Source organism: Corynebacterium gottingense, assembly GCF_007559235.1.
Taxonomy (GTDB): domain Bacteria; phylum Actinomycetota; class Actinomycetes; order Mycobacteriales; family Mycobacteriaceae; genus Corynebacterium; species Corynebacterium gottingense.
In genome coordinates this window covers 24,275-36,643 of record NZ_VMHH01000005.1, presented here as the reverse complement: position 1 = coordinate 36,643, position 12,369 = coordinate 24,275, and the positions used below count along the sequence as shown (strand labels likewise).

At 64.3% G+C, this 12,369-nt stretch carries 11 protein-coding genes and 1 pseudogene; 8 read left to right on the top strand and 4 right to left on the bottom strand.

The features are described 5' to 3' along the window. Positions 1-83 precede the first annotated feature (83 nt). From FPH17_RS07080 to FPH17_RS07060, 5 genes are all read left to right on the top strand, one after another. Positions 84-884 (top strand): hypothetical protein, encoded by an 801-nt coding sequence (locus tag FPH17_RS07080; RefSeq protein WP_154879428.1) that lies wholly within the window; start codon positions 84-86, stop codon positions 882-884. Between the two features lie 191 nt (positions 885-1,075). After that, a complete protein-coding gene (gene dnaK, locus FPH17_RS07075) occupies positions 1,076-2,923 on the top strand; it encodes a molecular chaperone DnaK (RefSeq protein WP_095536061.1) in 1,848 nt (615 codons plus the stop codon). A gap of 18 nt (positions 2,924-2,941) precedes the next feature. Then, on the top strand, positions 2,942-3,598 hold the full coding sequence (gene grpE, locus FPH17_RS07070; protein ID WP_154879426.1) for a nucleotide exchange factor GrpE: 657 nt from the start codon (positions 2,942-2,944) through the stop codon (positions 3,596-3,598). A gap of 137 nt (positions 3,599-3,735) precedes the next feature. Continuing rightward, positions 3,736-4,920, top strand: a complete 1,185-nt coding sequence (gene dnaJ, locus FPH17_RS07065) for a molecular chaperone DnaJ (protein WP_154879424.1) — start codon at positions 3,736-3,738, stop codon at positions 4,918-4,920. Positions 4,921-4,935: 15 nt separating this feature from the next. Further along, positions 4,936-5,346 carry a heat shock protein transcriptional repressor HspR gene (locus FPH17_RS07060; RefSeq protein WP_095275666.1) on the top strand — a complete coding sequence of 137 codons (411 nt, stop codon included), beginning with the start codon at positions 4,936-4,938 and terminating at the stop codon, positions 5,344-5,346. 62 nt (positions 5,347-5,408) lie between these two features. Here the strand turns inward: FPH17_RS07060 and FPH17_RS07055 are convergent, their stop codons facing one another. Further along, on the bottom strand, positions 5,409-7,178 hold the full coding sequence (locus FPH17_RS07055) for a pyruvate dehydrogenase (protein WP_154879422.1): 1,770 nt from the start codon (positions 7,176-7,178) through the stop codon (positions 5,409-5,411). Between the two features lie 48 nt (positions 7,179-7,226). Beyond that, positions 7,227-8,390, bottom strand: a complete 1,164-nt coding sequence (locus tag FPH17_RS07050) for an alpha/beta hydrolase (protein WP_154879420.1) — start codon at positions 8,388-8,390, stop codon at positions 7,227-7,229. 321 nt (positions 8,391-8,711) lie between these two features. Here FPH17_RS07050 and FPH17_RS07045 point away from each other — a divergent pair, with 321 nt between their 5' ends. Together FPH17_RS07045 and FPH17_RS12230 are read left to right on the top strand one after the other, a co-directional pair. Further along, on the top strand, positions 8,712-9,542 hold the full coding sequence (locus tag FPH17_RS07045; RefSeq protein ID WP_154879418.1) for a carbon-nitrogen hydrolase family protein: 831 nt from the start codon (positions 8,712-8,714) through the stop codon (positions 9,540-9,542). 273 nt (positions 9,543-9,815) lie between these two features. Continuing rightward, a pseudogene (locus FPH17_RS12230) lies at positions 9,816-10,130 on the top strand (hypothetical protein); the annotation flags it as partial. 51 nt (positions 10,131-10,181) lie between these two features. On the opposite strand, the gene FPH17_RS12145 reads toward FPH17_RS12230, so the two are convergent. Beyond that, positions 10,182-10,310 (bottom strand): hypothetical protein, encoded by a 129-nt coding sequence (locus FPH17_RS12145; RefSeq protein ID WP_269150541.1) that lies wholly within the window; start codon positions 10,308-10,310, stop codon positions 10,182-10,184. A 49-nt stretch (positions 10,311-10,359) separates the two neighbouring features. On the opposite strand from FPH17_RS12145, the gene FPH17_RS07035 reads away from it, so the two are divergent. Beyond that, positions 10,360-11,115, top strand: coding sequence for an HNH endonuclease signature motif containing protein (locus tag FPH17_RS07035; RefSeq protein ID WP_167496789.1), 756 nt, complete (start codon positions 10,360-10,362; stop codon positions 11,113-11,115). On the opposite strand, the gene FPH17_RS07030 is transcribed toward FPH17_RS07035, so the two are convergent. Next, positions 11,112-12,320 carry a ferredoxin reductase domain-containing protein gene (locus tag FPH17_RS07030; protein WP_154879412.1) on the bottom strand — a complete coding sequence of 403 codons (1,209 nt, stop codon included), beginning with the start codon at positions 12,318-12,320 and terminating at the stop codon, positions 11,112-11,114. The genes FPH17_RS07035 and FPH17_RS07030 overlap by 4 nt on opposite strands. Positions 12,321-12,369: the final 49 nt, after the last annotated feature.

Here is a 12,369-nt window from a genome sequence, read left to right as displayed (position 1 = left end):
CCCTCGCTTATCGACGCCCCGCCGTCCCGCTCCCCATGCGCGGACCGCGGGGCCAACCTGCATTCAAGAAAAGAGCACTCTACGTGAACTACACCACCAGGCGCTGCGCCGGCGCCGCCCTCGCCGCTGCGCTTTCTGCCTCGGCGCTCGTCGCCCCGCACGCGAACGCCTACGAAACCACCTACGATTCCGACAAAGGCCAGTGCGCCATCACTTTTACGGACACGGACACCGAGCGCGTCAACGGCGCCTACTCCGCGCTGTTCACCCGGCTGGGCGAGCAGGTCCGCGACAGTGTTGAGGGTGACGACGCCCGGGCGCAAGCCGAAATCGTCTGGGAGTACGGCTCGCGGAAGGGCGTGGCAAGCGCCAGCGACCTGCCCGTCCCCGCGGACAAGAAGGTCTCCGACGCGCAGGCGGCGCTCGCGCTGGGGACGCAAAAGGATAAGTACTGGCGCATGGTCGGATTCCTCAACGCCGCCAAGAAGGACGTGATTACGGACCAAACGATCACGATCACTCCGGCCAAGGCGCGCGAGGAGGGGCCGCTCCACGGCGTGGACTTCGGTCCCGTGGTCGGCGGGACCGTCGGCGGCATCCTGTTTGGCACGAGCCTTGTGGACATCCGCGACGGAATCATCGACGCCGCCAAGACTCACGCGCCCGAGTTCGCCGCGCCGATCCTGTCCTACAGTCAGGCGTTTTCGGACTGCGCCGACGGCAAGACACGCGGCAGCTCGGTCCTGCCAGCAAGCTCCATGACGTCGAGCCAGACCACCGGGCTCGGCATCGCGGGCGTCGTGCTCGGCCTGTTCGCGCTCGTCGGCCTGGGCTACGCGGCGCGACCGTTTGTTGACGACGCCTTGGCGCAATTCCAGCCGTGAGAAACGTCCCCTGAGCTGCTACAATATAAAAAGTTGAGTCGGGTGGGAACAACTTTATACCGCGTGCCGTTGTAAGGATTGAGTGCGACGGACTCAAGGGCGGCAGATCATCTGTTACAGTGGTTGCCGTGAAGTTGAGTCACAGCACATCAACTTATTGATAAACCCCACGTTTACAGGAGGAATGCAACATGGCACGCGCAGTAGGTATTGACCTTGGCACCACGAACTCGGTCGTCTCCGTCCTGGAGGGCGGCGAGCCGGTCGTTATCGCGAACGCCGAGGGTTCCCGCACCACCCCGTCCGTTGTCGCGTTTGCGAAGAACGGCGAGGTGCTGGTTGGTCAGTCCGCAAAGAACCAGGCGGTGACCAACGTTGACCGTACGATCCGCTCCGTCAAGCGCCACATGGGCGATGACTGGACCATCAACATTGATGATAAGGACTACACCCCGCAGGAGATTTCCGCTCGTACGCTGATGAAGCTGAAGCGCGACGCGGAGGCGTACCTGGGCGACGAGGTGACTGACGCGGTTATTACTGTCCCGGCATACTTCGAGGACGCACAGCGCCAGGCCACCAAGGAGGCCGGCCAGATTGCGGGCCTGAACGTCCTGCGTATTGTCAACGAGCCGACTGCGGCTGCGCTGGCGTACGGCCTGGAGAAGAACGACTCCGAGCAGACCATCCTGGTCTTCGACCTGGGCGGCGGCACCTTCGACGTCTCCCTGCTGGAGATCGGCGACGGCGTCGTTGAGGTCCTCGCTACCGCCGGCGACAACGAGCTGGGCGGCGATGACTGGGACAACCGCATCGTCGAGTGGCTGGTAGACAAGTTCAAGTCCGCACAGGGCGTGGACCTGTCCAAGGACAAGATGGCAATGCAGCGTCTGCGCGAGGCTGCGGAGAAGGCAAAGATCGAGCTGTCCTCCTCCCAGCAGGCCTCCATCAACCTGCCGTACATCACCGTTGACTCCGAGAAGAACCCGCTCTTCCTGGACGAGACCCTGACCCGCACCGAGTTCCAGAAGATCACCTCTGACCTGCTGGATCGCACCAAGTCCCCGTTCAACCAGGTGATCAAGGACGCTGGCCTCTCGGTCGGCGACATCAACCACGTCGTCCTGGTCGGTGGCTCCACCCGTATGCCGGCCGTGACCGACCTGGTCAAGGAGCTGACCGGCAAGGACCCGAACAAGTCCGTGAACCCGGACGAGGTTGTGGCCCTCGGCGCAGCCCTGCAGGCTGGCGTGCTCCGTGGCGACGTCAAGGACGTGCTGCTTCTCGACGTCACCCCGCTCTCCCTCGGTATCGAGACCAAGGGCGGCGTGATGACCAAGCTGATCGAGCGCAACACCACCATCCCGACGAAGCGTTCCGAGACCTTCACCACCGCTGAGGACAACCAGCCCAGCGTGCAGATCCAGGTCTTCCAGGGCGAGCGCGAGATGGCGTCTGCGAACAAGCTGCTCGGCTCCTTCGAGCTGGCAGGCATCGCTCCGGCGCCGCGCGGTGTGCCGCAGATCGAGGTTACCTTCGACATCGACGCAAACGGCATCGTCTCCGTGTCCGCGAAGGACAAGGCCACCGGCAAGGAGAACACGATCAAGATCCAGGACGGCTCCGGTCTGTCCCAGGAGGAGATCGACCGCATGGTCAAGGACGCCGAGCAGCACGCGGAGGAGGACAAGAAGCGTCGCGAGGAGCAGGAGACCCGCAACAACGCGGAGACCGCCGCTTACCAGACGCGCAAGTTTATGGATGAGAACTCCGACAAGCTGCCGGAGGACCTGAAGACCCGCGTCACCGAGGCTGCGGATGCCGTGGACGAGGCGCTCAAGGGCGACGACCTCGAGGCCGTGAAGTCCGCCGTGGAGAAGCTGAACACCGAGTCCCAGGAGCTGGGCAAGGTCCTCTACGAGGCACAGGCCAACGAGGGCGCAACCCAGGCCGACGCCGCCGCAGGCGACGACAACGTTGTTGACGCCGAGGTTGTTGAGGACGACGCTGAGGAGTCCAACGACTCCGACAACAAGTAAGTCAGGAGTGGTCAGGTTATGACGAACCCGAACCCGCAGATGCCGGAAGATCCGGGCGCACCGGAGAACACCGACGAGCAGTTCGTCACCCCCGACGAGGCTGAAGCGGCCGCGGAAGAAGCCGCGGGCGCCCAGAGCGTCGACGAGGAACTCGCCGACATTGAGGCCAGCCTCGACGGCGAAGCCGCCGAGGAGGTTGTCGAGGAGGGCGACTCCGTCGAAAAGCAACTGGCCGAGCGCACCGAGGACCTGCAGCGAGTGAGCGCCGAGTACGCGAACTACCGCCGCCGGACCGATCGCGAGCGCGGCCAGATCGCGGACCACGCGAAGGCGAAGTTTGCCAGCGAGCTGCTGCCGCTGCTGGACGACCTTGACCTGGCCGACCAGCACGGCGACCTGAAAGAAGGGCCGCTGAAGTCCTTCGCCGACAAGTTCCGCGGCGTGCTGGCCAACCAAAAGGTCGAGGCCTTCGGCGCGGAGGGCGAGCCCTTCAACCCAGAGATCCACGAGGCGGTGCAGGACTTGTCCTCCGGCGGCGAGCAGGTCGTCGGGACGGTGCTGCGCAAGGGCTACCGCGTCGGCGAACGCCTGATCCGCAACGCGATGGTGATCATCGCGGACCCTGCGGACAACGCTGAGGGCGACGCAGCAGACAACGCAGCAGATAACGCCTAGGGCCACGATCGGCCCAACGGCTTGAGGCCGGGGAACGAGGAAGCGACAACGAAGCGGACTCTTCCCCGGCCCTTTTCGTAGAACAACAGAATGACTCGAGAGCAACGCATTAACATTGCGTGAAAGGAGGGTGCGAGATGGCAATGCAACAGGAATGGGCAGGCAAGGACTACTACGGTGACCTCGGGGTCTCCTCAAGCGCCTCGGCTGCAGACATTAAGAAGGCGTACCGCAAACTCGCACGCGAAAACCACCCGGATTCTCACCCCGGCGACAAAGCTGCGGAGGAGAAGTTCAAGCGCGTGGCGGAGGCGTACGACGTCCTCGGTGACGAGGCGCGACGCAAGGAATACGATCAGTTCAAGTCCATGATGGGTGCTGGGCGCTTCGGGGGAGGTGGTACCGGGTTTCCCGGCGGGTTTCGCACGACGCAGACGGACTTCTCGGACTACTCCGGATTCTCAGACATCTTCGGAAACGCCGGTGCTGGACAAGCTGGAGACGGCGGCATTGGTGATCTCTTCGGTGGCCTCTTTAACCGCGGCGGCGGTGCTGGCAGGAACGCTCGGCCGTCGCGGGGGGCCGACGTCGAAACGGAAATAACGCTCGACTTCCGCGAGGCGGCGAAGGGCACCACCTTCCCCGTCGAGTTGACTGGCGACGCGCCGTGCACCACCTGCCACGGCTCCGGCTCAAAGGACGGCAAAACCCACCGGTGCAGCCACTGCTCCGGCTCGGGCTACATCCGGGAGAACAACGGCGCGTTCGGCATGGCCCGCCCGTGCCCGGAGTGCCAGGGCACGGGCGAGATCATCGAGGATCCCTGCCCCACCTGCCGCGGCACTGGCACCGTGCGTCGCGCCCGCACGATCACGGTGCGGATCCCCGCCGGCGTGGTCGACGGGCAGAAGGTGCGCCTGGCCGGCCAGGGCGAGGCCGGGCCGAACGGCACGCCAGCGGGCGACCTGTTTGTCAGCGTGCACGTGCGTGACGACGCCGTCTTCACCCGCTCCGGCGACGACCTTGAAGTCACGGTTCCGGTGTCCTTCGGCGAGCTCGCCCTCGGCGGCACCGTGACGGTGCCGACGCTGGAGAAGCGCGTCCGCGTGAAGATCCCCGCAGGTACCCCGAATGGGCGCACCCTGCGCGTGAAGGGCCGCGGCGTGCCGAAGAAGTCCGGCAAGGCCGGCGACCTACTGGTCACCGTCGAGGTGAAGGTGCCCGACGACCTGGATGCGGCCGCGACGAGTGCCTTGCGCGCCTACCACCAGGCGGAGCGGGATGCTGGGTTCGACCCGCGCGCCGGGTGGGCCGGCGCGTAGTAGGAGGTGAGCCACGTGTCGAAGGAAACAGAGCAGTACTTCGTGATCTCCGTTGCCGCGGAGCTCACCGGCATGCACGCCCAGACGCTGCGCACCTACGACAGGATGGGCCTGGTCACCCCGATGCGCACGCGCGGCGGCGGGCGCCGCTACTCGCGCCGCGACATCTCGTTGCTGCGCCGGATCCAGCAGCTGTCCCAGGAGGACGGCGTGAATCTGGCCGGCATCAAGACGATTATCCAGCTCACCGAGCAGATCGATGAGTTGCAGGAAGAGCTGGCCGCGAAGCACGAGGAGAACACCCAGCTGCGCAAGCGCCTCGAGTCCCGCCCCGCCCGCGGCGGTGAGCTCGTGCACGTGCCGCGCTCGACAGCGGTGGTGACGTGGGAGCCCGCAGCTTCTCGACGCCGCCGCGCACAACCCTAACCGCGACAGCAAAAAGGGGACGCAGTCGATCTGACTGCGTCCCCTTCTTTCGTGCGTCCGGACTAGCCGCCGAACTCGATGGCCGCTGCGCCGCCGATGTGGCGCAGGTTGGACTTGGCCAGGTCAAACAGTCGGCCGACGCCGCCCTCGAGGAAGGCGGTGCGGGCGCCGGACTTGGTGAAGCCCTTCATCATGTCCCAGGTAATCCCCGGCGGCAGGGAGAGCGCGTTCGGGTCCGTGACAATGTCAACGAGGGCCGGGCCGTCGTACTCCAGGGCCTCCTTGATCACCGGCTTGAGGTCGTCCGGGTCCTCCACACGGAAGGACTTGATGCCAACGCCCTTGGCAATTTCGGCGTAGTTGGCTTCCTCGTGGTCGGTGCCGAAGTACGGCATGCCCTGAACCATCATCTCGAGCTTGACCATGCCGAGGGAGGAGTTGTTGAAGCACATGACCTTCACCGGCAGCTGGTGCAGCTTGATGGTGAGCAGCTCGCCCATGAGCATGCCCAGGCCGCCGTCGCCGGACCAGGAGATGACCTGGCGGTCCGGGAAGGCTGCCTGCACGCCGATGGCCATCGGCAGTGCGTTGGCCATGGTGCCGTGGAGGAAGGACGCGGCCTCGTCGCGCTTGCCGTTCGGGGTGAGGTAGCGCGAGGACCAGACGTTGCACATGCCGGTGTCGACGGTGAAGTAGGCGTCGTCATCAGCCAGCTCGTCCAGCACGGAGGCTGCCAGCTCCGGGTGGATCGGCTTCGTGGACTCGGCTGCCTTCTTGGTGTAGTTGTTCACCACGTTCTCGAGCAGCTGGTAGTGGCGCTTGAGCATCTTGTCCAGGAACTTGCGGTCCTTGTTCTCCTCGATGTGCGGGAGAATGTTTTCAATGACGCTCTTCACGTCACCGACGACCGGGTATTCGACCTTGGTGCGGCGGCCGATGTGGCTGCCGTCGATGTCAATCTGCGCGACGTTCTCGTCCGGCAGCCAGTCGGAGTACGGGAAGTCGGTGCCGACCATGATGAACAGGTCGGACTCGTCCATGGCGTCCAGGCACGCGCCGTAACCGAGCAGACCGGACATGCCGACGTCGTACGGGTTGTCGTGCTCGAAGTACATCTTGCCGCGGAAGGAGTGGCCGATCGGCGCCTTGATCTTCTCCGCCAGCGCGAAGACTTCGTCGCGGGCGTCACGAGCGCCCCAGCCGGCGAAGATAGTGACCTTCTCGGCGTTGTTGATGGCCTCGACGAGGCGAGCGGCCTCGTGCGGATCCGGGAACACGCGCTTCTTGGCGCCGGTGGCGTAGACGGAGTCCGCGGTGTGCGGGCCGTCGGTGACGTCGGCGGCGAAGACGTCGCCGGGCACGACCATCACGGACACGCCGTTGCCGGCCAGGGTGTTCTGTACTGCGTTGTGGAACACGCGCATGCCCTGGTCCGGGTTGTGTACGACCTCGCAGTAGGAGGAGCACTCCTGGAAGAGCAGCTCGGGGTGGGTCTCCTGGAAGAAGGAGGAGCCGATCTCCATGGTCGGGATGTGGGAAGCGATTGCCAGGACCTTGGAGCCGTTGCGGTGCGACTCGTACAGGCCCTGCACGAAGTGGGTGTTGCCCGGGCCGCAGGATGCGCCGCAGACGGCGAGCTCATCGGCGGCGAGCGAGTCAGCGCCAGCGGCGAATGCGGCGGCCTCCTCGTTGCGGACGTGGACCCATTCGATGTCGCTCTGGCGCACTGCATCCGACAGCGGATTTAGCGAGTCGCCGACCAGCCCGTAGATGCGCTTGATGCCGAGTTCTTCGAGCTTAGCTACGACGTTTTCTGCAAAGTTTTGTGCCATGGATTCCCTCCTATTGGGTGATGAATCACTAAACGCAAAACATGATACCTAAAAACGCCCGTATTGTCCGCCTTCTTGTGCTAAGGCAGACAGGAACGCCGGGTCTGTGAAATAGTCCGTATGGCTCCCGGTCACGCCCTCGATAGGGGTGGCGCCATAGCTTGCCGACGACGGCGAGGCCCCCAGCACAGCATCCGGACCCGAACGCAGGGTGAGGATGATGTCATCCGGCGAGTCCACAACGAACACGGCGGAGTCCGGCCCCGCGAGTGCCAAGTCGTCCACGCTGTCGCCAGCGACCCCGGCGCTGCCGAGGAGCCACAGGTCGTCGACAAGCAATCCATGCTCGGCGGCGGCAAGTGTGGGGACGAGCGTGCCGTAGCTATGCGCGACGATCGTCTTTTGGGCGCTGGGGAAGCGAGATTCGAGGGCGGCTTGGAACTGCGCGAGGTTGTCCGCGCCGCGCACGGCGTTGATCTGCGCGCCCGCGTCGGGGATGTTGGCGGGCGGGCCGTAGCCCTGCCAGACGACGACGGACGCGCCGGTGCGCGCGGCGATGCGTTGTGCCTTGTCGAGCTCGCCGCCCAAGTCCTCCGGCTTGCCGGTGTGCGTGCCGGCGACCATGGTGATCACCCGCTCGGGCGCGACGGTGTTACCAATCATCACGGTGGTGCTCGCCGGACCGGCTTCCAAGATGGTGCCGCCGCTGGCTTCGACGGTCTGCAGTGTCGCGGCGGGGACGGTTGCGGCGTGCCGCGCGTGGACCTGCTCGAGTGAGTCGTCGGGGTGGGCAAAAAGTCCGTCAATAGTATGGAGCGGCACGTTCGTGCGCAGCGCATCCGCGGTTTCGCGGTCGAGCGCCTGGGAGCGGCGGTTGAGCCACTGGATGAGGTGGTGGTGCCCCGCCCGAATTGCCACCTCCGCCACCGCGTCCAAGCAGGCGTGTGCCAACGCGGCAACCTGCAGAATTGCACGAACCCGCTCGAGGTCCGCCCGTTGCGTTTCCAGCTCGGCCGCGTACGCGTTGAGGGTCGCATTCGATGCGTTCGCCGCAGGGCCTTCGAAGCCGGATCGAACCAAAGCTTCGCTGGCCTGGCGCGCATTGAGCAGTTGCCTCTCGACGTCACACAGCCCCTCCCACACCTCATCCGCCGCCCGGCGCAACTCGTCGGGGAAGAGTGTGGGCTGGTAGACGGCGCTATCGGTGCGCATCGAGCCTCCCCGCGATGGTGCTGTCGAGGTCGCAGACGCGGTCGGCAAAGCGGGCAACCTGGTCGAGGTGTGTGTGGATCCCGCCGGTGGTGTGCTGCATGGCTAACGTGTGGTGCGAATATACTGTGGATAACGCGGTTGCGGTGGATGATGGGGAAAGGCGTGGGTCATAATGAGTGAGGTCCGGCGGGGTGTGAGCGCGGGCGGTGGAAGCTGTGGATTGCGTAAGGTGTAAAAAGGTCATGGTGCAACCCTATATCATCGTAATAAACGAATCAATGGGTGCGGCAAACAAATTTGAAAATGTTTAGCATAGGGTGCATGAAACTTGCTTGCATTCAAACCACCACCGGCCCTGACGTGCGCGAAAACCTGGCTAAGGTGTCGCCGCTCATTCGAAACGCGGCCGAGCAGGGGGCGAGCTTGATTGTGTTGCCGGAAGCGACGAGCCAGGCCTTCGGGCAGGGGCGCTTGGATGTGCAGGCTGAGGGGCTGGATGGTGAGTTCGCCACCGCACTCCGGCAGCTCGCGGCGGACGCTGGGGTAACCATTGTGGCGGGGATGTTTCGGCCCGCGGATTCCCGCGAGGTGAACGGGAAGACGATCAATCGGGTTTACAACACGGCGCTCATTACGGGTGCAGGTGTGCACCTGGGTTACGACAAGATTCATACCTACGACGCGTTCGACTATCGCGAATCTGACACCGTCAAAGCGGGGGAGCGGCTCGTGACTTTCGATTGCGATGGCGTACGTGTAGGGGTAGCTATCTGCTTTGATATTCGTTTCCCGGAGCAGTTCCGCGAGCTGGCCCGCCGCGGTGCCGAGGTGATCGTCGTGCCAACGAGCTGGGCGGATGGGGGCGGTAAGCTTGAGCAGTGGCGCTTGCTCACCCGTGCGCGCGCACTTGATTCGGGCGTATTCCTCGCCGCGGCGGGACAGGCCCGTCCCAACTTCGAGCGAGAGGCTGGGCAGGAGTCGGGGCCGACCGGGATCGGGCACTCGGTGGTCGTCGCGCCGGATGGCGTCGTGGTTGAGGAGGCGGGATACGGACCGGAAATTCTCGTCGCGGACATTGATCTCGATGCCGTTGGCGCAACCCGCCGCGCGCTTCCGGTGGTGGATATTGAGGCATCGACGCGAATGTCGTAGAGCCCGCCGTCTGAGAAAAGTCCGCAATGCGGACTCCGTTCAGTCACGTTGGAATGGGTGTGCGCGAAATCCATGTTGTTCGAACGAGGAATGCTGAGAAAAGTCCGCAATGCAGACTTCCTTCAGTCGTTGGTTACCGCGACTCAACGCGCTAGCGAACGTCAACGTTGTTAACGTACTTAACTTGATAAAAGGGCAGGTCAGGTCGATGTTCGGTGGGGGTGCTATCTTCATTGCCAACACCCCGACAACCCATGAACGGAGCCACGCATCATGACCGAATCACCAAAGCATCCCAGCCCTGAAAATATCGAAAATGCTATCGCTGATGATGGTGCTGTCGAACAGGATCCACCTACTGGCTCCTGCGCAATCACGCAATTAGCAGACCGGATTGCATCGACCTTCGGGCGAATGACTCGGCAGAAGGCGGCGCTACTGCGCGACATCGGCATCTTTGACAAGCTGCGACTCGCGCGTCGCCTCGGCGCAACAACGACGGCTCAGTGGCTCATTCGGCGGCTAGGTATTTCAAAATCCACCGCGCACGAATACGTCTCCATCGCGCGTGATCTCATGTGCTACTCGCTCCTCGCGGAGGCGTTCAACGAGGGAGACGTGAACTACTCCAAAGTGCGGCTACTCCTGCCGTATCTCAAGCACAATGATGAGGCCGAGCTCGTCGAGTTGGCCATCAAGCTCGGCTACCACGAGCTTGAAGCCGAGCTCGCGTGGCGCCAGCGTGAGGGCGAGGGGGGGAGAGAGCAAACCCTCCTCGTATGTCCGCATTGCGGAGCGGAAGAACGGCAGATTCGGGTTGTGGGCGGACCTCAGCCCGCTGGAAGGCGCGAAGGTCGCCGCGGCCCTCAAGATCGGCGAACTGTCCTACTACGACGTCGACCTCGCGGAGGTGGTGGAACAGGACGGCGTCGACGAGGCCCTGAAGGAGATGACTAACCAATCCGGCTTCGGACTGCCGGTGGGGAAAGCCATGCTCGCGGCGTTTATGGGCATGGTGAATGTGGTGCGCAGCAAGCCGAAGAACCCACTGCGCGCGCCGGGAGCGCACGTGAATCTCGTGACGACGACGGATGGGCGGGCCTATATGCCGAATGGGGTGGGAGAGGCGTCGATAAGCATTGCCCACGCCGTGTCGAACGCCATCGTGCGGGTGAACGAGGTGAATGACCAGGGGCTGATCATCAACACGTCGAAGTCGGCGCGGCTTGCCAACGACGCGCAGCTCAACGCGCTCATGACAATGTGGGGCAGCGAATGCGCGGTGCCGGGGTGCACCCATACCAGGTTCATCGAGGTTCACCACGTGGAGGACTGGGCGCTGGGCGGCGAAACGACGATGGAAAACCTGTTGCCGCTGTGCTCTGCGTGTCATTCGCTGGTGACGGAAGGGCACACGCGGATTATCAAAGACGCCGACGACATTCACTTCGTCTTCCCGGACGGCACGCGGTTTATCTCGCCCTCGTACCAGCGGCCGTACCGCGACGACAACGCGATGACGATGAGGGAGTACGAGGACCTGTGGATTGAGGAATACGAGAGGCTCGGCTAGTGCTCGTTAAACCAATCGGCTTCCTCGTCCATGGCAACCACGGTCGGTGCTGGCGCGCCAGCTTCCTTCATGGCGTCCGTGATCAGGGTGCAACGGGCGACGCTGCCGCAGACCACGACGTCGCGGCCCCACCAAGTGCCCGTCGCCGATGCGAGCCGTTCGACGCCGATCCACACGCGGCGCAGCCCCTCCACAATCGCGGGCGACTCCGGGTCCTCCGGGGCCATCACCTGCTCCGCAACACAGGTGATGGTGAGCCAATCGTGCACCTCGGAGCTCGAGGTCAGCGAAGCAAACGTGTGCAGGTCATAGAACTCGTCCTCGTGCTCCACGCCGATCATCAGCTCAACCTCGGGGCGCTCGTCGCGCTCCATCAGGTCGAATACCATCGCCTTCGCCGCCGCCAGGCCCGTGCCGTCGGCGACAATGAGGAGCCCGTGGTCAGGGCGCTTATCGACGCCACGCAGCGGAGCAGTCCCGTAAGCTGCGCCCAGCGTGACGTAGTCGCCCACTTCCACGTCCAACTCCTCGCGGACGTGGAACTCCAGCTGGCCCAGCTCGTTGTACGGCAACGCCGGCGCCAGGTCGTGCCACACGCCCTGGCGGTTTGCCTGCAGCACCGGCACCACTTGCCCGGGCTCGTACGGAATGGGCGTGCTGGTTTCCAGGCGCACGATGCGGGTGCGCGCTGCGGCGGGGGCGCCCTCGAAGGACGAGGCCTCGATGACCGAGGTGACCTGGGCGGCGGAGGCCGCCGGAATACCTTTCTGGTCAGCCTGCTCGGCCGCGCTGCGCATGACCTCACCGAACTCCTCCAGCGTCCGGGCGACTCGCTCGTCGAGCTCGTGGCCGAGCATGGAAGCGATCAGGTCCTGGTACAGCTTTGCCGCGCGCGGGTACTCGGCGGAGGGAAAGCCGGTCCTGCGCATGTGCAAGGCCCAATCCCGCAGACCCGCCTCGACGGCTGGGTTGAGCGCGGCGGGGTCCACCGACTCGTCGTCCGGCGCGGTGTCGGCGACGCGCAGCAGCGCCTTCCCCGGCACGCACACCATGGAGTGCGTTGCTTCCGTCACGCCGGCCGGGAGAAGACCGGTTGCCTCAGGGAATTCAGCAACGAAGTAGGTCCAGAGTGTGGACCGGGACAGCGATTCGTCGTTAAGCAAAACTTGGGCTGCTTCGCGGGAGGCGGTGCGGAAAGAGCTCATGCGTTACAGGGTAATGTGACATCTAAAACAATGGGAAAGGTAGGTGGCA

What these genes read in the sequence shown, in the direction of transcription:
- dnaK (WP_095536061.1), top strand. Translation starts at nt 1,076, where the DNA reads ATGGCACGCGCAGTAGGTATTGACCTTGGCACCACGAACTCGGTCGTC.
- grpE (WP_154879426.1), top strand. Translation starts at nt 2,942, where the DNA reads ATGACGAACCCGAACCCGCAGATGCCGGAAGATCCGGGCGCACCGGAG.
- dnaJ (WP_154879424.1), top strand. Translation starts at nt 3,736, where the DNA reads ATGGCAATGCAACAGGAATGGGCAGGCAAGGACTACTACGGTGACCTC.
- FPH17_RS07055 (WP_154879422.1), bottom strand. Translation starts at nt 7,178, where the DNA reads ATGGCACAAAACTTTGCAGAAAACGTCGTAGCTAAGCTCGAAGAACTC.
- FPH17_RS07050 (WP_154879420.1), bottom strand. Translation starts at nt 8,390, where the DNA reads ATGCGCACCGATAGCGCCGTCTACCAGCCCACACTCTTCCCCGACGAG.
- FPH17_RS07045 (WP_154879418.1), top strand. Translation starts at nt 8,712, where the DNA reads ATGAAACTTGCTTGCATTCAAACCACCACCGGCCCTGACGTGCGCGAA.
- FPH17_RS07030 (WP_154879412.1), bottom strand. Translation starts at nt 12,320, where the DNA reads ATGAGCTCTTTCCGCACCGCCTCCCGCGAAGCAGCCCAAGTTTTGCTT.